Genomic DNA, 21223 nt, shown 5'->3' on the forward strand with positions numbered 1-21223 from the left:
ATTACTGCTCGGTTACCGGCTGATGGTGACCCGTTCCACTGCTAAAGTTGATCAGGCAAATGATAAGCCCGACAGCCGCAAGCCCTGCTGCCGCGACCGGAACGGCAGTCAGGCCAAAGCCGTGAGCAATAACTGTGCCGCCAACCCATGCACCGAGCGCGTTGCCAACATTAAAGGCCGCAATATTCAGCGTCGAAACCAGGTTTGGTGCATCTTTACCGTGCAGCACAACGTTGATTTGCAGCGCGGGGACGGTTGCAAAAGCCGCCATTGCCCAAAGGAATAAGGTAATTTCCGCAAGCCACATCCCGTGGCTGGTCCAGCGAAACAGCAGAGAGAAGATAGCAATCAGGCTAAAACTCAGTATCAAACTAAAGGAAACTTTCCAATCTGCCAGACGCCCACCAAGGATATTGCCAACCGTTAAACCGGCACCAATCAAGAACAGTGTCCAACTTACGCCTTGATGAGTCACTCCCGTCACCTGTAACAACATTGGGGCAATGTAGCTAAATAAGGTGAACATCGCTGCGGCAAAAAACACCGTCATCGCCAAAGAAAGCCAAAGCTTGCCATTAGCCAGTGCGCTGACTTCACGTTTAAGGTCGGTCGGCGCTTCCTCTTTCTGTGATGGCAGGCTGACAATCAGCGCAATAAAGGCAACCACACCGATAATCGCCACTCCCCAAAACGTCGAACGCCAACCGTACAATTGCCCAAACCAGGTGCCAATCGGCACGCCCAACACATTGGCCAGCGTCAGACCGGTGAACATAAGTGCCACCGCTGATGCTTTACGATTAGGGGCAACCAGACTTGCAGCTACCACCGCGCCAATGCCGAAGAAGGCACCGTGGCACAGCGCCGTAATTATGCGAGCCAGCATCAGGAATTGGTAATTCAGCGCTAAGGCACACAGGATGTTACCGACAATAAAAATCACCATCAGTAGTACCAGTGAGAGTTTGCGCGGCAATCGTGCCGTAAGCAAAGCCATGATAGGTGCGCCAATCGCCACACCTAACGCATAGCCACTAATCAACCAACCGGCTGTGGGAATAGAGATCGCCAGATCTCCTGCCACATCGGGCAACAGGCCCATAATAACGAACTCCGTCGTGCCGATGGCAAATGCACTCATCGCCAGCGCGAGTAAGGAAATAGGCATGGAATAACTCCAGGTTGCAGAAATAACAAAAGGCGGGAGAACTGTGTTCGACCGCCAGATTACGAGGATGTCAGAGGTGCAGCTTGTTTGGAAAAACGTGCGCTGCTTAACAAATTAATAACACAAAAAACGCCGGTGGTGACCCGGCGTACGCTAAGGATACTCTTTTTTATGGTTTAACCATTTGAAATACGAAATAAAAAAATATTACTCAGCCAGCATGAAATTCACCGCGTCGGCGGCGTGAATCGCAGCGGTATCGAAGACCGGGAGCGGGCAATCCTGTTGGTTTAACAGCAATCCGATTTCAGTGCAGCCAAAAATCACACCTTGTGCACCCTGCCCCTTTAGCTCTTCAATCACTTGCTGATAGTAGCGTTTCGATTCTTTGGTGATTTTCCCAAGGCAAAGCTCTTCGAAGATAATCTGGTTGATACGCAAACGTTGAGGCTCTTCCGGGATAAGAGATTCGATACCAAACTCAGCACTCAGGCGGCCACGATAGAAATCTTGTTCCATGGTGTAACGCGTGCCAAGCAACGCAACACGCTGCACATTTTGCGCAGTAATCGCACGGCCAGTTGCATCAGCGATATGCAAAAACGGCAGCCCACAGCGCGATTCAATATGGTGCGCAACTTTGTGCATCGTGTTGGTGCACAACACAATACCTTCCGCTCCGGCCTTCTGTAACCCTAACGCTGCCTGCGCCAGCATATCGCCAGCCAGATCCCATTCGCCTTTTGACTGGCAAGCTTCAATCTCATGAAAATCAACACTGTGCAGAACAATTTTCGCTGAATGCAGGCCGCCTAATCGTTCCTTAATGCCTTCATTAATTAACCGATAATAAGGAATGGTCGACTCCCAACTCATCCCGCCCAGCAAACCCATTGTTTTCATGACGTTTCACCTGTTAACTTTTATTACTTTGGTTATATCAGAGAGATTACCCGGCAGGAAAGCGTGATCTGCCTTACAAAACGCTGGAGTGAACTATCGTAAAAGAACTTTTCAAGATACGATTAATTAAATGAAACAACGTTTCACATAGAAAAGGATCGCGAATGTTCACTTTTATTAAAGATACCAAACTGGAAGATTTAGGTGCTGGCGTGAGCCGTCGTATTCTGGCGCACGACGGTAAAATGATGGGTGTGCAGGTTAACTTTGAAGCTGGCGCAATCGGCCCGATGCATAACCATCCACATGAGCAGTTGACCTACGTACTGTCCGGCGAGTTTGAATTCACTATCGGTGATGAAACTCACCGCGTAACAGCGGGTGATACGCTATATAAAGAACCGCATGTGATGCATGGCTGCGTGTGCCTGAAGGCGGGTACTCTACTGGACACCTTTACCCCAGTGCGCGAAGATTTCCTGAAGTAAGATATAAAAAAAGCGGTGCCTGGGAAGGCACCGCTTGTGACTAAATCTAATTTAGATGTCTTCAATCAATGTGCATACGAGATGTGAATGCACCACGTACTAACACCACGCCTGAAGCGACAATCAAACCCACCAGTGTCGCCAATACGATAATCAGCGCTTTACCTGGACCATCTTTTTTCAGTGGCAACGAAGGTTGCATCTGGAATTGGTAAGGTTTGAAATCTATTTTGCCAAGCTTGATTGCTTCTAAGGAATTAAGAATGTGATCGCGGTTTTGTATTGATGCATTCAATTGAGCCACATCTTTAATCGACTGCTCAATCTTTAACTTTTCTGTAAGCCCTTTTGCGCCGAGAGCAACAGAGTAATCAGGGTCATCTTTTACCGCCTGCCCATTACTATATACAGGGTCTTTCAGGCCTGCAGCATTTGCTACCTGCAGTGAATACCCCAAGCGCTCGAGGTTAACATTGTGCTGATTCTCAAGCGCAGCACGGTCCAATGCCAGTCTGTTTTTTTCAAATGCAATTTTAAGCTCAAGAGCATTTTTTACATTCGCGATAACGTCTTTGTTCACTTCAGCAGCAACAAACTCAACGTAATTTTGCAGCACCTGTTGAGCTGTTTCCGCATCTGGCGCGGTAAAACTTAGCGTCCAGGAAGTATAAGGGGCATTGTCGGTTTTTTTCGGATCGATATTGTTTACTGCCTTGAATTTTTCAGAAACATTGGATATTGCGCGATATAGTGCACTCTTATCCACATCAGCATTTTTCACCAAAGCCTGTACATAAGGAGATTTTGCCAGAAATTGCTCGCGCAGCTCTTGCGATTCAAATTTCTTCAAAAACATATTATAGAGATTACCCGCATCAACATTCGCATCCACACCAAGCACAGTAATGTCAACCAGCGCACGACGCAGCCCAATAACGTTTCTTGTTTCAGGCGGGGTGATAATCGCTTCGCTAGTCCATTTTTGCGGCAGTAGAAAACTGACAGCCAGCCCACATAAGGCAAACAGTAGTGTAATGGTAATTATCTGTTTTTTTGCCGCATAAAGAGTGGACATCAGGCCTAGTAAGTCGATCTCTTCGTGGCGAGGAGCCATAAGTGGGTATGGAGACGTGTTCTCTAATTGATTGGTTTTCATTTCTATAGAAGACATAACTGGCCAGTTTTTAAGTTATTGAGAAAAATACCCGTCTAACTTCCAGGAGCAGGAAATTAAGCAGCGCTTACGCCAAAGAATGAGAAATAGGTTGGGTTTTAAACCATAAGAAAGGCTGTTTATCTTTTCCTTGTGCATGTCACTGTCGATATCAAAAACTGACTTTAAATAACATAATTACCATCTGGTAACGCACTGATAACAAAGCCTTAACTCTGTAACGAAACGTAACTCTCTTTAATGAATGGCCATTATTCCTAAGAATCAACTGAAAAACAACCACCAACTATTGCAGTTTAAAAACTAAGAATTACCTCCTTTCATTTTTCATCCAGAGCAAAACCTCGTTCATTTCACATTATCGAAACAGTGTTTCGACTTTGATCACATTTCCATCATGAATTGAATGACTCAGTTACAAATCGTAATAGGATTAATTAAAACGCTGTTTTACTAATCGGGAACCATGGTTCGCATGTTTATGAAATCTGGATGTAAATACAGAACACGAACAAACGACATGGATTTTTAATCTTTATTTATCAATCAATTATCAGGGAATGAATATGAAGAACACGCCACCTCTTTCCGACCCATCCGTTTGGTTTCACGGGTGAGGCAATGAGTTTCGAGAACGATTTTGCAAAAAACAATTTTTAAACCATTGATCGCCAGGTAGGTATGTATGAATGAAAACAAAATGCTGGGATTGGCATGGATTTCGCCCTACATAATAGGGTTGTTAGTCTTTACTGCCTTCCCGTTTGTTTCATCTTTCTTCCTCAGTTTTACTGAGTACGATTTGATGAATCCCCCGGTATTCACCGGTATTGAGAACTATCGCTACATGTTGACCGAAGATTCACTCTTCTGGAAATCCATGGGTGTGACTTTTGCGTATGTGTTTTTAACCATCCCGTTAAAACTCGCATTCGCACTCGGCATCGCGTTTGTGCTGAACTTTAAACTACGCGGCATCGGTTTCTTCCGTACGGCGTATTACATTCCGTCAATTCTTGGTAGCTCTGTCGCCATTGCCGTTTTGTGGCGCGCACTGTTTGCTATCGACGGCCTGCTGAACAGCTTTATTGGTGTGTTTGGCCTCGACCCGGTGAACTGGCTGGGTGAGCCTTCTCTGGCGCTTATGTCCGTTACGCTCTTACGAGTCTGGCAGTTCGGCTCGGCGATGGTCATCTTCCTCGCAGCACTGCAAAACGTTCCGCAATCACAATATGAAGCGGCAATGATCGACGGCGCGTCTAAATGGCAGATGTTCATGAAAGTGACCGTGCCTTTGATTACGCCGGTCATCTTCTTCAACTTCATCATGCAGACCACGCAGGCGTTCCAGGAGTTTACCGCACCGTACATCATCACCGGCGGCGGCCCTACTCACTACACCTACTTGTTCTCACTGTATATCTACGACACCGCCTTCAAATACTTCGATATGGGTTATGGCGCGGCGCTGGCGTGGGTACTGTTCCTGGTCGTGGCGGTCTTTGCCTCCATCGCCTTTAAGTCATCGAAATACTGGGTGTTCTACTCCGCAGATAAGGGAGGCAAAAATGGCTGATATCCAACCAAGCCAGCTAGCGGCTAAAAATGCGACGGACCTTGCAGAAGAAGAGATCGCGCGTACGTTGCGCCGTGAAAAAATCAGCCGCACCATCCGTTATGTCGTGCTGATTATTGTCGGTCTGTTGATGCTCTACCCGCTGGTGTGGATGTTCTCTGCGGCGTTTAAACCGAACCATGAGATCTTCACCACACTCGGCCTGTGGCCGTCAAACCCAACTAGCGATGGCTTCGTCAACGGCTGGAAAACCGGTACTGAGTACACCTTTGGCCACTATATGTGGAACACAATGCAGTATGTGATTCCAAAAGTACTGCTAACCATTATCTCTTCAACGATTGTCGCTTACGGCTTTGCGCGTTTCGACATCCCGTTCAAGAAGTTTTGGTTCGCGACGTTGATTACTACTATGTTGCTGCCAAGCACCGTACTGTTAATCCCGCAATACCTGATGTTCCGTGAAATGGGCATGTTGAATAGCTACCTGCCGCTGTGGCTGCCAATGGCGTTCGCAACCCAGGGGTTCTTTGTCTTCATGTTGATCCAGTTCCTGCGTGGTGTGCCACGCGATATGGAAGAAGCCGCACAGATTGATGGCTGTAACTCCTTCCAGGTGCTGTGGTATGTGGTGGTGCCGATTCTGAAACCGGCCATTATCTCTGTCGCCCTGTTCCAGTTCATGTGGTCGATGAACGACTTTATCGGGCCGCTGATTTATGTGTACAGCGTAGACAAATACCCAATTGCACTGGCGCTCAAAATGTCTATCGACGTGACGGAAGGCGCTCCATGGAACGAAATTCTGGCAATGGCGAGCATCTCCATTCTGCCATCGATCATCATCTTCTTCCTGGCTCAACGCTACTTCGTACAAGGCGTGACCAGCAGCGGAATTAAAGGTTAAGTGAGGGAATATCATGGCTGAAGTTATTTTCAACAAATTGCAAAAAGTTTACTCCAACGGCTTCCAGGCGGTTCATGGTATCGACCTGAAAATTGAAGACGGTGAATTTATGGTTATCGTCGGCCCATCCGGCTGCGCGAAATCAACCACCCTGCGTATGCTCGCAGGTCTGGAAACCATCAGCGGCGGTGAAGTCAGAATTGGCGACCGCGTGGTGAATAACCTGGCACCGAAATCTCGCGGTATCGCGATGGTGTTCCAGAACTACGCGCTGTATCCGCACATGACCGTGCGTGAAAACCTGGCTTTTGGCCTGAAACTGAGCAAGCTGCCAAAACAGCAAATCGAGTCGCAGGTGAATGAAGCGGCCAAAATCCTTGAGCTCGATGAGCTGATGGACCGTCTGCCGCGCCAGTTATCCGGCGGCCAGGCACAGCGTGTGGCTGTAGGCCGTGCGATTGTGAAAAAGCCTGACGTGTTCTTGTTCGACGAACCGTTATCTAACCTTGATGCCAAGCTGCGTGCGTCGATGCGTATTCGTATCTCCGACCTGCATAAGCAACTGAAGAAAAGCGGCAAGCCAGCGACCACCGTTTACGTGACGCACGATCAGACCGAAGCGATGACCATGGGCGATCGTATCTGTGTCATGAAACTGGGTCATATCATGCAGGTGGATACGCCAGATAACCTCTATCACTTCCCGAAAAACATGTTCGTGGCAGGCTTTATTGGTGCGCCAGAAATGAACATTCGCCCGAGCAAGCTGATTGAGAAAGATGGCCGTCTGCAAATTAGCGTCGGTCACGACACACTGGCATTAAACGAGCGCCAGCAGAAGCGTTGTGCTGAATACAAAGATCAGGACATCTTCTTCGGCATCCGTCCTGAGTTTATTTCAATCTCTGATGAACCGTTCGCTGAAAGCCATTCCAGCGGTGAGATGGTGCGTGTAGAGAATATGGGTCATGAATTCTTCATCTACCTGAAAGTAGCTGATTTTGAAATGACCTGCCGCATCCCTTCCGATGAAGCTAAGCCGATGATTGAAAAGGGTCTTCACCGTAAGGTGTATTTCAAGTTTGACATGGAAAAATGTCATATTTTCGACGCTAAAACTGAACAGAACATCTCTCTCTAACAGGATCTATCATAATGAAAAAAGTGCTGTTAAGTACCCTGATTGCTTCTACTTTAGGAATGGCTGCCGGCTCGGCATTTGCGGCAGATGATGTTGATTTACGTATGTCCTGGTGGGGTGGCAACGGCCGCCATCAGGTCACACTGAAAGCGGTGGAAGAGTTCCAGAAGCAACACCCAAACATTAAGGTGAAGTCTGAATACACCGGTTGGGACGGCCACCTTTCGCGCCTGACTACGCAGATTGCGGGCGGTACCGAGCCTGATGTGATGCAGACAAACTGGAACTGGCTGCCAATTTTCTCCAAAACCGGCACCGGATTCTACGATCTAAATACCGTGAAAGGTGAGTTGGATCTGACGCAGTTTGATCCGAAAGAGCTGCAAACCACCACCGTTGACGGCAAGCTGAACGGCATTCCAATCTCCGTGACTGCGCGCGTGTTCTATTTCAACGATGAAACCTGGAAAAAAGCGGGTGTTGAATACCCGAAAACCTGGGATGAGTTGATGGCGGCGGGTAAAACCTTTGAATCCAAACTGGGCAAGCAATATTTCCCAGTAGTGCTTGAGCACCAGGATACGCTGTCTTTGCTGCGCTCTTATATGGTGCAGAAATACAATATTCCTGAAATCGATACCGCGAAAAAGCAATTCGGCTACTCCAAAGAACAGTGGGTTGAGTTCTTTGGCATGTACAAAAAACTTATCGACAGCCACGTAATGCCTGATACCAAATACTATGCGTCATTTGGTAAGAGCAATATGTACGAGATGAAGCCGTGGATTGAGGGCGAATGGGCCGGTACTTATATGTGGAACTCGACCATTAAAAAGTATTCCGACAACCTGAAGCCACCAGCGAAACTCGAGCTGGGTTCTTACCCAATGCTGCCAGGAGCAACAGATGCCGGTATGTTCTTTAAACCAGCACAGATGTTCTCTATCAGCAAAACGACCAAGCACCCGAAAGAAGCAGCGATGCTGATTAACTTCTTGCTGAACGAAAAAGCAGGCGTGGAAGCGCTGGGCCTTGAGCGTGGCGTTCCGTTGAGCAAAGCGGCTGTGACCCAACTGACTGCTGACGGCGTGATTAAAGATAACGACCCGGCGGTTGCGGGCTTGAAGCTGGCGCAATCTTTGCCAAACAAACTGCCAACATCGCCTTACTTTGATGACCCGCAGATTGTTTCCCTGTTCGGTACTTCTTTGCAGTACATCGACTATGGCCAGAAAACCGTAGAAGAAACCGCTGCTGAGTTTGAACGCCAGGGTAACCGTATTCTGAAACGCGCAATGCGTTAATTAATCAGCCTGATATTTGCAGATAGATACCCTGCCCCGCTTGCGAGGCAGGGTATTTTTTTAAACAAATAAGGAAATTCGTTATGGCTAAAGGTAAGAAAATCCAACTTTCCTTCCGCGCACGACGCGACAAGGAAACCGGAACTGAAGTATTACGTTTGACCCCTCCACACATTATTTGCCACCGTAATTATTTCTATCAAAAATGCTTTAGCAACGATGGGCAGCGGCTGATTTTCGGCGGCGCATTCGAGGGCCACTGGAATTACTATTCGCTGGATTTAGAAAAGCAAATTGCCACGCAGCTAACGGAAGGCGAAGGCGATAATACCTTTGGCGGCTTTTTGTCAGCTGACGATCGCTCTTTGTGGTATGTGAAGAACACCTGCGAATTACGCCGGGTCGATCTGGATTCACTCGAAGAGTACGTGGTTTATGAAGTCGATGATGAATGGGTGGCTTATGGCACCTGGGTTGCAAATTCCGATTGCAGCCAACTGGTGGGTATTGAAATCAAAAAAAGTGACTGGTCGCCCCTCACCGACTGGAAAAAATTCCGTGATTTCTACTTCACGAACCCGGAATGTCGCCTGATTCGCATCGATTTACACAGTGGCGAGCAGCAGGTCATCTTGCAAGAAAAACGCTGGCTGGGTCACCCTATTTACCGCCCGTTTGACGATGAAACCGTCGCGTTTTGCCATGAAGGCCCGCGTGATGCAATTGATGCTCGGATGTGGCTGATTAATCAGGATGGCAGCAATCTACGCAAAGTTCGCCAGCATGAAGAAGGTGAAAGTTTTACTCATGAATTCTGGGTACCGGACGGCTCTACACTTTATTACGTCGCGCATAAAGAAGGTGATGCGCACCGTTATTTATGGAGCGCCGATCCGCAAACCCTTGAGAATCGCCAGCTTCGCACCATTCCTCCTTGCTCACATTTAATGAGTAACTATGACGGTTCGTTGGTCGTTGGAGATGGCGCGCCGCATAAGACCGGAAATATCGATCTCAACGATCCCTTCATTTGGGTATTCGATCTAAAGAAAGGTACGCAAAAAGCAATCTGCAGCCACAATACATCCTGGAAAGTGCTGGATGGCGATCGCCAGGTGACGCATCCACATCCGTCATTTAGCCCTGATAATCAATGGGTACTTTACACATCTGACGAAGAAGGGATGCCCGCGTTGTATTTGGCAAGGGTATAGATATAAAAAAACCTCCTGGTTTCAGGAGGCTTCTCTATCGTTTGATGGTGTCGGGGGCGCTTCGCTTGCCCGACCTACAAACAGAATGGGTTTTGTAGGGTGGATAAGCGCAAGCGTCATCCACCGCTGACCCGAATTAACGCGCTAACCAGCCGCCATCAACCGCAACGGTGTAACCGTTGATGTAATCAGAAGCAGTAGATGCCAGGAACACGATTGGACCTTTCAGATCTTCTGGCAGGCCCCAACGGCCAGCAGGGATACGCTCCAGAATTGCAGCGCTACGCTCTTCATCAGCACGCAGTTGTTGGGTGTTGTTGGTCGCCATGTAGCCCGGTGCGATAGCATTCACGTTGATACCGTGTTGTGCCCACTCGTTCGCCAGCAGACGAGTCACACCCATAACTGCGCTTTTAGAAGCGGTGTAAGACGGTACGCGGATACCACCCTGGTAAGAGAGCATAGAAGCGATGTTAATGATTTTGCCGCCTTTGCCTTGAGCAATGAACTGGCGAGCCACAGCCTGAGACATGAAGAATACGCTCTTGATGTTCAGGTTCATTACGTCGTCCCAGTCTTTTTCGCTGAAGTTGATGGCATCTTCACGACGAATCAGACCTGCGTTGTTAACCAGAATGTCGATTTGGCCGAACTCAGCAACAGCACGCTCTAGCAGAGCGGGGATACCATCAATCTGGCGCAGGTCAGCAGTCAGGCTCAGGAAGCGGCGACCCAGAGCATTTACACGCTCGATGGTTTCAGCCGGTTCAACGATGTTGATACCAACGATGTCACAACCAGCTTCTGCAAGACCGATAGCCATACCCTGGCCCAGACCTGTATCACAACCAGTAACAACAGCAACTTTACCTTCCAGGGAGAATGAATCCAGAATCATGTAGGTTTCCTTTTTTTATACGGGCCTGCTGTAAGTGCAAGCATTTTGGGGAAAAATTTGTTCACGCAAATTGCGCAACTCATAAATCACTTACGGTAAAAACGCTGTTCCGTAATCTTTGATGGATTCATAGTAATCTTGTTGAAATCGCTTTTCAATTATAAATGAAACGTTGTTTCAACTTTAGGAGAATACTTCTCAAATTTGATATTTCGATCACGTTCCCTCTGCACTTATCCCTGAAATGCATCTGTTTACTGAAAGTATTGATAGTGGTGTTGCCGTTTAGTGAATGCAATCACACATATTGAAACAATGTTTTGATAAATTAACACCAGAATTTTGAACATTGATTTCACTAGATATCCGTTAGCATTCGAGTTGCAGGATGACGGGTATATGAATTGTCATTTAAAGGAGAGCATCATGGCTAAAGGTATGCGGGTTAAACTGGTTTATGAAGTGAGCCAGGACCCAGACACAGGCGTCGAAGTCACCCGCTTAACGCCACCAGAAGTAACGTGCCACCGCAATTACTTCTACCAAAAATGCTTTACCCAGGATGGCAGTAAGTTACTGTTCGCAGGCGAATTTGATGGTAACTGGAACTACTATCTGCTGGATATCGCCGCTGCCGAAGCCGTACAGTTAACGGAAGGTACTGGCGACAATACCTTTGGTGGTTTCCTCTCCCCGGATGACAAATCGCTCTATTATGTGAAGAACGAGCGAACGCTGCTGGAAGTTAACCTTGAAACTCTGGTTGAGCGTGAAGTTTATCGTGTACCTGCTGACTGGGTTGGTTACGGTACCTGGGTTGCTAACAGCGATTGCACCAAATTAGTCGGTATTGAAATTTCCAAAGACGATTGGGTTCCACTGAACGACTGGAAAATCTTCCATGACTTCTTCCATAAAGGACCAAACTGTCGCCTGCTGCGTGTGGATTTACAAACCGGCGAAAGCGCCGTTATCCACCAGGAGAATAACTGGCTTGGCCACCCGATTTACCGCCCGTTCGATGACAACACCGTTGCGTTCTGTCACGAAGGTCCGCACGACCTGGTTGATGCACGCATGTGGATGGTTAACGAAGACGGTAGCAACGTGCGCAAAGTAAAGGAGCACGCTGAAGGCGAAAGCTGCACACATGAATTCTGGGTGCCAAACGGTTCTTCGCTGATGTACGTTTCTTATTTGAAAGGTCAGCAAGGCCGCACCATTTATAGTTACAACCCGGATAACGGCGAAAATACCGAAGTCATGCAGATGCCAGCATGTTCACACCTGATGAGTAACTTCGATGGTTCGTTGCTGGTTGGAGACGGTTCCGGTACTCCGGTTGACGTTAAAGATACTAGCGGTTACACCATCGACAACGATCCATATTTATATGCCTTCGATGTAGCGAAAAAAGCTTATTTCCGCGTCGCTCGCCACGATACTTCCTGGGCAACTTTTGCTAATAGCCGCCAGGTTACGCATCCGCACCCTTCATTTACTCCGGATGACAGTGCCATTTTATTCAGCTCCGATAAAGATGGTAAGCCTGCACTGTATATTGCCAAAATGCCTGCTAACCCAGAATTAATTTCTGCCTGATAGATAAACATAGTGTGCCCTGTGTAGGCCTTGCCCTCTCTTTATGAGAGGGCTTTTTTATATCTATTTATTTAAGGTATTGGCTGTGTACTTAAAATTAATCACTTTATATCTTATTCAAATATAAAAAAGCCTCTGCTAATAGCAGAGGCCGGGAGAAGGTATTAAAGGATTAAACTATCAGAAGGAGTATGCAACACCGACACGTAAACGGGTCTGACGGTCATCGCGATCATTTACCCCAACGTTACCGACTTCACCATATGGAGCCCAGTTTTTATCCAATTTATAAGCCAACTTCACGTTATATTCCTGAGAATAAGGCTTGTTGTTATTACGAGCATTACCCTCTTCACTACGTGCGTAAACATAGTTTAGCTCGGTACGCCAGTCACCCATCACGAAGCCTGCCCATGCATCACCACGGTTGACTTTATCGTCATCTTTCTTAGCGTTAGCCGGGTAGCGGGTGTAATCATAACGGTAACGAGCAGCAACATAGAAGCCATTATCGAAGCTATATTGCACACGTAAGTTTGGCTTATAGATAGAACGGCTATCGTTACTTTCAATATTAAAACCAGGTGTTACGGAGAAATTTTTATCGGCTTTCCATTGCCAACTAATGGCTTCTTCATGGCCATTACCTACAAAGTCACTAAACGGCTGATCGGTATTATCACCACCTGATTTCCATTTCGCTTCGACAGAGAAACCAAAACCATTTGCAAAACGATGTGAAACTGAGACGCGGTCGGCGTTGGTTGAGTCCGTTTTACCACCGTCAATGAATTCATGGCGTAAGTCGACGGTTACAGCCTGGGCTGCAAAAGAAGCACCAATCAACATTGCCAGACCCAGAGTTTTCTTCAACATAAATAAATCCCTCATTGAAATATCGTTTCATTATTATGAAACTGGATTTTATTTTTAAATGAACATTATTTTAGTGATCGAGATCGTAAATATTTATGTCGAAATTAACATCTGGTAATCTTCGTGATGACTATCAACAAAACAACCAACAGCACCTGATATTTGGCGACAAACATCACATTAAAATAACCAAAAACTTCATTTGGTACACATTTCAATGATATTTAAATTTATTTACACAAGAAAAAGCTGAGGACTTAAATGAAATTAAAATGGGTGGACGCTTATCAATTAAAATGAGTAACAGGGGGATTTTGTGACGCAGTTAAATAAAATGGAGTAAAAGTGTGACCTCTGTAATAGAAAAACACCGCCTATAAGGCGGTGTTCTTAAAAATCAATAATTAAAATTAATATAGGAAATTAGTCGCGTTCTATTGCCAGCGCCACGCCCTGCCCGCCGCCAATACACAACGTCGCCAGCCCTTTTTTGGCATCGCGCTTGATCATTTCATGCACCAGCGACACCAGAATCCGGCAGCCGGACGCGCCAATCGGGTGCCCTAGCGCCAGCGCACCACCGTTAACATTCACTTTGCGCTCGTCCCATTCAAGCATTTTTCCCACCGAAAGTGCCTGCGCCGCAAAGGCTTCATTGGCTTCGATAAGATCAAGCTCCTCAAGCTTCCAGCCCGCGCGTTCAAGGCAACGCTGAGTCGCGGTGACTGGCGCAATGCCCATATAAGCGGGATCAACACCAACGCTTGCAAAAGCTTTGATACGAGCCAACACCGGCAGATTCAATTCTTCGGCTTTGCTGGCGCTCATCATTAATACTGCTGCGGCACCGTCATTAATAGAAGAGGCATTTCCCGCGGTTACGCTTCCTTGAATATCGAAGGTTGGGTGCAATTGTGCCAGAGCTTCGGCACTGGCATCGGTGCGTGGTTGCTCGTCGGTATCAACAATCACCAGTTTTCCGCTATTAGTCTCAAACGCCACCGGCACAATTTCATCTTTAAAACGCCCGGCATCAATCGCTGCCCGCGCTTTATGTTGTGATGCCAGAGCATAGGCATCCTGGCTTTCACGGCTGATACCATATTCACGCGCAAGGTTTTCAGCCGTCACGCCCATATGATAATCGTTGAAGGCATCCCACAATCCATCGTGAACCAGGCTGTCGATAAGTTGGCTATTCCCCAGGCCAGCACCGTTACGGCTATCGGCCAAAACGTGTGGAGCGCGACTCATATTCTCCTGTCCACCAGCAATCACTACGTCGGCTTCACCACATTGAATCGCCTGAGTCGCAAGATGAAGCGCTTTTAAGCCGGAGCCACAAACATCATTAATGGTGATAGCGGAAACAGACCACGGCAAACCACTGTTCAGTGCGGTTTGGCGCGCAGGGTTTTGCCCGGCTCCCGCAGTGAGGACCTGCCCCAGGATCACTTCATCAACTTCTTGCTCACTTACGCCGCTGCGTTCTAGTAGCGCTTTAACCACCGCACTCCCCAGCTCCGAAGCGCTACGTGGTGAAAGAGCCCCCTGAAAGCAGCCAATGGGCGTTCGTGCAGCCCCCACTATCACGACATCTTTCATCGTTATCTCCGCAACGTTGTGACTGCTTTTCTGGAAAGGTTATAAGCCCCGGCGACGATCTTTCTCGAGATACATCGCAGCATCAGCTTCGCGCAACGCCTGATCGTGATCGGTTAGCTCTGGGTTGATTGCAACAACACCAATACTGGGGCCTGCATAATTAATCACACTGGAATGTAGCTGATACTCGCCAGTCAGCAAGTTTGAGAGGCGAATTTTGAATGCCTGCGCTGCCTGTAGCGCCATGCCGTACTCTTTAGGACCAATACCGGCCACGATAAACTCATCACCACCGACTCGCCCTATTATATCGTCAGGCCGGGCACCTGCTTGCAAGCGCTGCCCAATGGAGCAGAGGAAGTCATCACCAGAATCGTGGCCATAAACATCATTAATTTCTTTGAAATCATCCAGATCGGCAAAAGCCAGCAACACAAAACGCGCATCCTGACGAGCCTGAGAAAAGAGTTTTGGTAACTTTTCAAATACTGCTCGACGGTTAGGCAGCCCAGTCAGCTCATCAGTATAGCTGGCGGTAGTGAGCGCGGCATTTGCCTGCTGGAGCTGCTGCAAAAGCTGTTCATTCTGAATTTGTTGCGCAATCAGCTGTGCAAAGAGTTGCAGCACTTGCTCGCTACGCTCGGTCAAAATGCGATGCTCGGAACTGGCTGCGCACAGCGTGCCATATAAAGAACCATCCGCAAGTGTTACCGGCGTGCTGACGTAAGTGGTAATGCCTAACGCTTTCGCGGCCTGCGAATCCCCCCAAACATTGGCCACATCGCAGGTGTAACGCTTTCCTTCGTCTAACGCGCGCTTGCAAAGCGTATCACCCCAAGGAACCGAAAGGCCTTCAGGGATCTGCATGTGATGGGTATTACGGGCAAAGAGGATATGCTGGAAACTGCCGTCCGGGTCAATACGAGTCAGGTAAGTTGACTCCATGTTGGTAACCAATTCGAGCATTTCCAGCAGCTGTCGGACAAGCCCCTCAAGTGTGTATTCAGATTCTAACGCGGTGGAAATACGCTCGATAAGATTGTCAGACATAAAATCGGGTATACCTTTTTAATTAATCGCACAGATGTAAATCTCAGATGGGCATGTTTTTAACATATTTTGAGTACGACTTCCCCTGCCAAATATGACTATTGGGAGTCTGCCACTCGTTGGATGGATTCATTTTTCACAAGATTGAAGAAACGTTTAGTTCAGGGAGTTATCTGCGAATTTGACGTAGTGATAACGAAGAGAGCGGGCGGCGCAATATTCACCGCCAGCTTAATAACGGACTCAGGCTTTCATCCTGCACCAGCGCGCGCAGCCCAGGTAATTTGCAACATTGCTGCAATATCACGGGTAGCGGGAGTATTTCATTTGGCCGTAGTATCACATTTTCCAGCTCTCCCCAGAAGTACCAACCTTTTGCGACGTTACTTGCAGGAACTAATAAATGCAGATGCATACCGCTCTGTGGCTCATCCGGCAACCCTAGCCATTGGCTAAATTGCTGTATATCCGGTGTATCGGGCCCCGCCAGCACACAGCGCTGTACCTGCGATGATGGGATATAAAAATGCATCCTCCCGAGGGTGATTCGCACTGCCGCAAGACTAAGCGAGTGAGTCATAGCCACTGGTTTCCAGGTAACGCTCAAAGACTAAATTCAAATCCAGTAGCGCAAAATACTCGTGGCCTACAGGAACAATACCGACCACCACTTTTTGCATACCAGCAGATAAATTATCAGCGGCAGGAAGAATCAGGCTTTCAGCCACATCCAGCACATCTATTAATTTGTCGATAAGTATCCCGCTTTGCATTTTATTGCCCCGGCCAATAAAAATTGTGCGTTTGCCTGGCACATCCTGACCAGCGGCATCAATTAACTGATTAATGTTAATCACTGATTCAACGCGCCCACGATAATTAATCACCCCTTCAAGAGAAGGCGGGCAGCCCGGCACCCATGAAATAGGGCGCTCGGCCAGAATCTCTTTTATTTGCGAACCGTAAAAAGCAAAATTTTTGTCAGCCTGCTTAAACAAAACAAGGCTGCACTGCGGTTCATCAACGTTGGCAATTTCCCGATTTTCGTCCTGATAGAGACTGAGTATTTGCTCTAATGGCTCGCTCATGCGACTTCCTTATCATCGGCAATGCAATAACGGTTACGGCCATGCTGTTTTGCCGAATATAGAGCCTGGTCTGCACGTTCGCGGATAGTTTCTATTTTGTCTCCCGGCTGCCAGGAGGCAATTCCCGCACTGAAGGTATTGCTGAAGTTAGTCTGGTTGACTGAGAAGTGAATTTTTTCAAATCCCTGGCGCAGTCTTTCAACCACTGCGGCTGCCTGTTCTTGCGTGGTGGCCGGCATAATTATCGCAAACTCTTCGCCGCCATAGCGCCCAACAATATCGGTGCTGCGTAAACGGTGGGAAAACAGCTGTGAGATGCCCAGAATCACCTGATCGCCCGCGACATGACCGTAGGTATCATTGATATTTTTAAAGTGGTCCAAATCGACCATTACCAAACTAAATGGAATACCGCTGTAGTTGGACTCTGTGATGGCGCTTTCCAGATAATGCGTCGTCGTTGAGTGGTTATACAGGCCCGTCAAACTATCCTGAGACATGCGAGCACGCAGTGTACGCATTCTTTCTGCGCGAATCGAAACCGCATTAATTAACTCCTGCGGATCGGCCTGCTTAATAATAAAATCTTCCGCGCCGGTACTCATCGCCCCAAACTGGGTTTTCTTATTGGTCTCGCTTGAGAGATAGGCGATAGGCAAACCGATATGTTGTGGGATCTGACGAATCAGTTTTGTCAGTTCTTCGCCACTGTAGTCCGGCATGTGGAAATCCATCAGAACAATATCGATCGGATGAGTATTGAGAACATTCAGCAAGTGTGGAATCTGCGTAAGAACATGCACTTCCATCCCCGCCATACGCAGCATCTCGGCATTGTATTGCGCGACTTCAGGCTCATCATCAATCAGTAAAACTTGATACGGTTTTTTCAGTGACGGTTGCGTTAAGCGGTGCAACTCCTGAACTAAATCGGTGGTTGATGCGGGTTTTACATAGTAACCATCACAGCCGGCTTTAATCGCATTAATGCGAGCGTGGAAATGGCTATGGCAGGAAAGATAAAGCACCGGGAAAGGTGTGCCGACTTTCTCTCTCAGATCAGACATCGCAAGCGGGCCGCCATAAGCGTTATCCGGGAAGCTAACATCCATAATGACCACTGACGGAGGCTGTGATAAAACCGCCTTGGTAAAATCGGCCGTGTTGGTAAACACATAACAGATAAAGCCAAAACAGCGAAGTTGGGTTGCCAGTAATTCAGCCTGGTCGCATTCATCGTCACACAGATAAACAGGCTTAATGGTGCGATTAATCGCAACCTCTTCCTGAGTCGAAGCCGCTATCGGGAACTTAACTAAAGAGTCTGCTCCACGACGTGCGCTTTCCATCTGCTCTTCAGTCAATGCATATAGCTGGCGTAATATCTCGCCAAGCTTGCTGTATTTCGTATCCGAAACAGAATGACTCACTAACAGGTGCTCACCTTCAGCAGCCTGGCTGGCAATTTTCGTGAAACCAAACGACGCGCTGGTTCCGTGGATGCTATGCAACAAAAGGTGCAATTGCTTACTATCCACTTCGTTCGGTTCAGTGACTAATTTTGCCAGCAGAGCATCTGCCTGGCTCAGCATCACGGGAATACGTTGCAAAAAGCGCTGACGCAAGCGAGCGATTTTATCTTGTGCAGTATTCATCGTACTTTGCATAAATTCTTGTTTTATCATGATTTATAGTTGCTCTGCCGCAGCATCTGGCTTGAGGAATTTATTCACTACAGCCACCAGTCTTTCAGCCATATTCTCGTCTTTCTTCACCCAGCAATCCGGAATGATAGTGATGTCAGTCATCTCACTGGCGCTGAGTAAAATAAAAGGTTTTTTCCAGCCGTTGGCACGCAAAACCTCTAATAAATCCAGCCCGGTAATTTCCGGCATATGGAAATCGCTGATGACCAATTCGATTCCATCATCAGAATCAAGATTGGCTAATGCGGACATTGCACTTTCTGCAAGAACCACTTCATAGCCGTTCATTTCCAGAAATACCGAAGCCAGTTCAGCAGCAAACAAATCATCATCAACTAATAAAACACGCATCTCTTTTCTCACTTTTTAAGCCTTCAGCATAAAAGCATTTTTAATGTTTCTATGAGGCTATCCTGTTCGAAATCACCCTTGGCTATATATGCATCCGCACCCACCTGGATCCCTCGGCGGCGATCTTCTTCTTTAGCCCGTGAAGTCACGATAATAATCGGAATATGTTGGTAATTATCTTCGGCACGCAATGCTTTAGTGAGCGAGAATCCATCCATCACAGGCATTTCTACGTCCGTCAATACTGCGTCAAACTGTGTTAAACGCGCTTTTTGTAACCCCGAGAATCCATCTTCGGCGAGCGTGACCTGATAACCGTGTGCTTCCAGAACGTTTTTCTCAATTTCACGCGTATTCAATGAGTCATCGACGATCAGCACATGCCATGAGTTCTGTCGAACTTGTGGCTTAGGTGCAGCGGTCCGTGGCTGCCCTTGTTTTTGTGCCATCTCCATTAAAACTGGAACTTGCAAGATACTGACCAGTTGATTGTCGGGGCTTAGAACCATGCCAGAGACTAGCGACTGCTGCTGCATATGCTTCGGCAGAGGCTTAATCATCATGCTGCGTTCATCGAGCAAGCTGTCCACCAGCATCGCCATCTTGCCAAACTGGTTCTGAATGATAATAAGCAGCAAGTCATTCGCATTAGAGGCCGATGAGTTATGTACTCCAGGCCTGTCGTTGATACGCAGTATTTCAGCCGCTGAGATAACCGGGATAAATTCGTTGTGCAGAATAATTGCCGGGCGCCCGGCAATATCACGAATTTCATCACGAGAATATTTAACCACTTCAACGACGTACTGCGCAGCAACCCCAAAAAGATGGTTCTGCTGTTCAAACTGCAAAATGCGCATCATTGCCAGAGAAATGGGCAGCCTGATAATAAAGGTGGTGCCTTGCCCAGGACGGCTATGGACCTGAAGCGTGCCTTGTAAATCAGTCACAATAGTCTTGCGAACAATATCCAGGCCCACACCACGACCGGATAATTCAGTGACAATCTTGCTGGTTGAGAAACCCGGGTGGAAAATAAGCTCGTTACATTCCAGCTCTGAAAGCTGATCAACCACAGCCGCATCAACCAAACCACGAGCCACCGCTTTAGCGCGAATCGCCGCGTAATCCAGGCCACGGCCATCATCTTCCACACGCAGCAAAATACCGCGCCCGTCTTGCTGAGTGGTCAGGGTGATGGTGCCACGCGCCGACTTTCCGGCAGCCAACCGTTCTGGTGCTTCGCAAAGACCATGATCAACGGCATTACGCAGCAAGTGGGTTAAAGGCTCAGAGAGTCTGTCGATTAATTGCCTGTCGATCTCTACTTCACCACCCAAAATACGGCAGTCCACCTGCTTATTCAGGGAGGATGCCAGCTCCCGCACCTGCATTGAGACCGGTTCAAACAGCATCGACACCGGAAGCATACGAATGGTGGTGGCAACATCATAAAGTTCATGCATCTGGAGATGTTGAACCTGGAAATCATCTTTTAGCTTGCGGCTGAATTGCAGAACCTGCTTGCGCAGTTGTTCGACATCCATTTGTGCCAGCCGCGGGCCAAGATTGACTAACGTGTGTACTTGCTGCTCGAGACGGTCATGACTGGCGACAACTTCACCGAGGATGTTTATCAGGTCATCGAGTTTTTCGAGCTTAACGCGAACTGAACCCGCCTGTTTTAAGCCACCATCTAATACTTCGAGCGATGGCAAAGTGGCCGGTTTTTCTAGCGGGGCTTTAACCACTTCATCAGCTTCTGTGCCCATTTCTCCACGGCTGGCGCGGGCTAACTGCTCGCACAATGCAACATCTGCCGGAGGCAACTGGTTATTACCTTCACTTGCCGACAGTTGTGCCAGTTGGTTTGAAATGTAGTCACAAGCCTGAAGAATTAATGTACCAAGGCTTTGGTTAGGCTCGAGTTTCTTATCTCGTAGCTCGCTTAATATCTCTTCAAGCTGATGGGTAACATCGGCGATGCTTTGCAATTTCAGCATTCGCGCGCCCCCTTTCAGGGTATGTGCCGCACGGAACATCTCTCCGATTTGTGCGTCGGTATTTTGACCAGATGAGAGCAGGAACGCCCCCTCTTTTACGGTATGTAAATGGCCGTTTGCTTCATCAATAAAGCGCAGCACAAATTTTTTAAGATCGATAGCCATACGG

Annotated in this window: 19 protein-coding genes; 7 read left to right on the forward strand and 12 right to left on the reverse strand. The window is 47.7% G+C overall.

What is annotated here, in order from left to right; all coding sequences use genetic code 11:
* Position 1: 1 nt before the first annotated feature.
* On the reverse strand, positions 2 to 1168 hold the full coding sequence (locus tag LVQ79_RS16675; RefSeq protein WP_232865773.1) for an MFS transporter: 1167 nt from the start codon (positions 1166 to 1168) through the stop codon (positions 2 to 4).
* 207 nt (positions 1169 to 1375) lie between these two features.
* Positions 1376 to 2071 (reverse strand): aspartate/glutamate racemase, encoded by a 696-nt coding sequence (locus tag LVQ79_RS16680; protein WP_232865774.1) that lies wholly within the window; start codon positions 2069 to 2071, stop codon positions 1376 to 1378.
* A gap of 164 nt (positions 2072 to 2235) precedes the next feature.
* Here LVQ79_RS16680 and LVQ79_RS16685 point away from each other — a divergent pair, with 164 nt between their 5' ends.
* Positions 2236 to 2559 carry a cupin domain-containing protein gene (locus LVQ79_RS16685; protein ID WP_151993240.1) on the forward strand — a complete coding sequence of 108 codons (324 nt, stop codon included), beginning with the start codon at positions 2236 to 2238 and terminating at the stop codon, positions 2557 to 2559.
* 61 nt (positions 2560 to 2620) lie between these two features.
* On the opposite strand, the gene wzz(fepE) is transcribed toward LVQ79_RS16685, so the two are convergent.
* A complete protein-coding gene (gene wzz(fepE) / locus LVQ79_RS16690; RefSeq protein WP_232865775.1) occupies positions 2621 to 3730 on the reverse strand; it encodes an LPS O-antigen length regulator Wzz(fepE) in 1110 nt (369 codons plus the stop codon).
* 688 nt (positions 3731 to 4418) lie between these two features.
* Between wzz(fepE) and LVQ79_RS16695 the strand changes: the two genes are divergently transcribed.
* The 5 genes from LVQ79_RS16695 (at position 4419) to LVQ79_RS16715 (ending at position 9875) form a co-directional block, all read left to right on the forward strand.
* A complete protein-coding gene (locus LVQ79_RS16695) occupies positions 4419 to 5309 on the forward strand; it encodes a carbohydrate ABC transporter permease (RefSeq protein ID WP_064560709.1) in 891 nt (296 codons plus the stop codon).
* Positions 5302 to 6216 carry a carbohydrate ABC transporter permease gene (locus tag LVQ79_RS16700; protein ID WP_232865776.1) on the forward strand — a complete coding sequence of 305 codons (915 nt, stop codon included), beginning with the start codon at positions 5302 to 5304 and terminating at the stop codon, positions 6214 to 6216. The genes LVQ79_RS16695 and LVQ79_RS16700 overlap by 8 nt, the downstream gene beginning before the upstream one ends.
* A 13-nt stretch (positions 6217 to 6229) precedes the next feature.
* Positions 6230 to 7357: an ABC transporter ATP-binding protein gene (locus tag LVQ79_RS16705; RefSeq protein ID WP_232865777.1), complete on the forward strand. Its 1128-nt coding sequence runs from the start codon at positions 6230 to 6232 to the stop codon at positions 7355 to 7357.
* A gap of 14 nt (positions 7358 to 7371) precedes the next feature.
* Positions 7372 to 8661, forward strand: coding sequence for an ABC transporter substrate-binding protein (locus LVQ79_RS16710; protein WP_232865778.1), 1290 nt, complete (start codon positions 7372 to 7374; stop codon positions 8659 to 8661).
* Between the two features lie 83 nt (positions 8662 to 8744).
* Complete coding sequence (locus LVQ79_RS16715; RefSeq protein ID WP_232865779.1) at positions 8745 to 9875, forward strand: oligogalacturonate lyase family protein; 1131 nt, start codon at positions 8745 to 8747, stop codon at positions 9873 to 9875.
* 136 nt (positions 9876 to 10011) lie between these two features.
* On the opposite strand, the gene kduD is transcribed toward LVQ79_RS16715, so the two are convergent.
* Positions 10012 to 10773 carry a 2-dehydro-3-deoxy-D-gluconate 5-dehydrogenase KduD gene (gene kduD, locus LVQ79_RS16720; protein ID WP_232865780.1) on the reverse strand — a complete coding sequence of 254 codons (762 nt, stop codon included), beginning with the start codon at positions 10771 to 10773 and terminating at the stop codon, positions 10012 to 10014.
* Positions 10774 to 11199: 426 nt separating this feature from the next.
* Between kduD and LVQ79_RS16725 the strand changes: the two genes are divergently transcribed.
* Positions 11200 to 12375: an oligogalacturonate lyase family protein gene (locus LVQ79_RS16725; RefSeq protein WP_232865781.1), complete on the forward strand. Its 1176-nt coding sequence runs from the start codon at positions 11200 to 11202 to the stop codon at positions 12373 to 12375.
* A 180-nt stretch (positions 12376 to 12555) separates the two neighbouring features.
* Here LVQ79_RS16725 and LVQ79_RS16730 read toward each other — a convergent pair whose 3' ends face one another.
* The 8 genes from LVQ79_RS16730 to LVQ79_RS16765 all read right to left on the reverse strand — a co-directional run bounded on the left by LVQ79_RS16730 (position 12556) and on the right by LVQ79_RS16765 (position 21219).
* Positions 12556 to 13251, reverse strand: a complete 696-nt coding sequence (locus tag LVQ79_RS16730) for an oligogalacturonate-specific porin KdgM family protein (protein WP_064513498.1) — start codon at positions 13249 to 13251, stop codon at positions 12556 to 12558.
* 423 nt (positions 13252 to 13674) lie between these two features.
* Positions 13675 to 14856, reverse strand: a complete 1182-nt coding sequence (locus LVQ79_RS16735; RefSeq protein ID WP_151993235.1) for an acetyl-CoA C-acetyltransferase — start codon at positions 14854 to 14856, stop codon at positions 13675 to 13677.
* Positions 14857 to 14895: 39 nt separating this feature from the next.
* Positions 14896 to 15906, reverse strand: coding sequence for a sensor domain-containing diguanylate cyclase (locus LVQ79_RS16740; RefSeq protein WP_151993234.1), 1011 nt, complete (start codon positions 15904 to 15906; stop codon positions 14896 to 14898).
* A gap of 220 nt (positions 15907 to 16126) precedes the next feature.
* Positions 16127 to 16486 (reverse strand): hypothetical protein, encoded by a 360-nt coding sequence (locus LVQ79_RS16745; protein ID WP_232865782.1) that lies wholly within the window; start codon positions 16484 to 16486, stop codon positions 16127 to 16129.
* On the reverse strand, positions 16470 to 16994 hold the full coding sequence (locus LVQ79_RS16750; RefSeq protein ID WP_232865783.1) for a chemotaxis protein CheW: 525 nt from the start codon (positions 16992 to 16994) through the stop codon (positions 16470 to 16472). Before LVQ79_RS16750 ends, LVQ79_RS16745 begins: the two co-directional genes overlap by 17 nt.
* Positions 16991 to 18649 (reverse strand): diguanylate cyclase, encoded by a 1659-nt coding sequence (locus LVQ79_RS16755; RefSeq protein WP_232865784.1) that lies wholly within the window; start codon positions 18647 to 18649, stop codon positions 16991 to 16993. Before LVQ79_RS16755 ends, LVQ79_RS16750 begins: the two co-directional genes overlap by 4 nt.
* Positions 18650 to 18682: 33 nt before the next feature.
* Positions 18683 to 19051: a response regulator gene (locus tag LVQ79_RS16760; RefSeq protein ID WP_232865785.1), complete on the reverse strand. Its 369-nt coding sequence runs from the start codon at positions 19049 to 19051 to the stop codon at positions 18683 to 18685.
* Positions 19052 to 19074: 23 nt separating this feature from the next.
* Positions 19075 to 21219, reverse strand: a complete 2145-nt coding sequence (locus tag LVQ79_RS16765) for a hybrid sensor histidine kinase/response regulator (RefSeq protein ID WP_232865786.1) — start codon at positions 21217 to 21219, stop codon at positions 19075 to 19077.
* Between the last annotated feature and the right edge of the window lie 4 nt (positions 21220 to 21223).

Source organism: Buttiauxella cochleicola, assembly GCF_021282405.1.
GTDB classification, from domain to species: Bacteria; Pseudomonadota; Gammaproteobacteria; order Enterobacterales; family Enterobacteriaceae; genus Buttiauxella; species Buttiauxella massiliensis.

Bases quoted from the DNA above. Each gene is read 5' to 3' on its own strand.
- LVQ79_RS16710 (WP_232865778.1), top strand. From the start codon at position 7,372: ATGAAAAAAGTGCTGTTAAGTACCCTGATTGCTTCTACTTTAGGAATG.
- LVQ79_RS16680 (WP_232865774.1), bottom strand. From the start codon at position 2,071: ATGAAAACAATGGGTTTGCTGGGCGGGATGAGTTGGGAGTCGACCATT.
- LVQ79_RS16700 (WP_232865776.1), top strand. From the start codon at position 5,302: ATGGCTGATATCCAACCAAGCCAGCTAGCGGCTAAAAATGCGACGGAC.
- LVQ79_RS16755 (WP_232865784.1), bottom strand. From the start codon at position 18,649: ATGAATACTGCACAAGATAAAATCGCTCGCTTGCGTCAGCGCTTTTTG.
- LVQ79_RS16715 (WP_232865779.1), top strand. From the start codon at position 8,745: ATGGCTAAAGGTAAGAAAATCCAACTTTCCTTCCGCGCACGACGCGAC.
- LVQ79_RS16765 (WP_232865786.1), bottom strand. From the start codon at position 21,219: ATGGCTATCGATCTTAAAAAATTTGTGCTGCGCTTTATTGATGAAGCA.
- LVQ79_RS16675 (WP_232865773.1), bottom strand. From the start codon at position 1,168: ATGCCTATTTCCTTACTCGCGCTGGCGATGAGTGCATTTGCCATCGGC.
- LVQ79_RS16760 (WP_232865785.1), bottom strand. From the start codon at position 19,051: ATGCGTGTTTTATTAGTTGATGATGATTTGTTTGCTGCTGAACTGGCT.
- LVQ79_RS16695 (WP_064560709.1), top strand. From the start codon at position 4,419: ATGAATGAAAACAAAATGCTGGGATTGGCATGGATTTCGCCCTACATA.
- LVQ79_RS16745 (WP_232865782.1), bottom strand. From the start codon at position 16,486: ATGACTCACTCGCTTAGTCTTGCGGCAGTGCGAATCACCCTCGGGAGG.
- kduD (WP_232865780.1), bottom strand. From the start codon at position 10,773: ATGATTCTGGATTCATTCTCCCTGGAAGGTAAAGTTGCTGTTGTTACT.
- LVQ79_RS16685 (WP_151993240.1), top strand. From the start codon at position 2,236: ATGTTCACTTTTATTAAAGATACCAAACTGGAAGATTTAGGTGCTGGC.
- LVQ79_RS16740 (WP_151993234.1), bottom strand. From the start codon at position 15,906: ATGTCTGACAATCTTATCGAGCGTATTTCCACCGCGTTAGAATCTGAA.
- LVQ79_RS16735 (WP_151993235.1), bottom strand. From the start codon at position 14,856: ATGAAAGATGTCGTGATAGTGGGGGCTGCACGAACGCCCATTGGCTGC.
- LVQ79_RS16730 (WP_064513498.1), bottom strand. From the start codon at position 13,251: ATGTTGAAGAAAACTCTGGGTCTGGCAATGTTGATTGGTGCTTCTTTT.
- LVQ79_RS16750 (WP_232865783.1), bottom strand. From the start codon at position 16,994: ATGAGCGAGCCATTAGAGCAAATACTCAGTCTCTATCAGGACGAAAAT.
- LVQ79_RS16725 (WP_232865781.1), top strand. From the start codon at position 11,200: ATGGCTAAAGGTATGCGGGTTAAACTGGTTTATGAAGTGAGCCAGGAC.
- LVQ79_RS16705 (WP_232865777.1), top strand. From the start codon at position 6,230: ATGGCTGAAGTTATTTTCAACAAATTGCAAAAAGTTTACTCCAACGGC.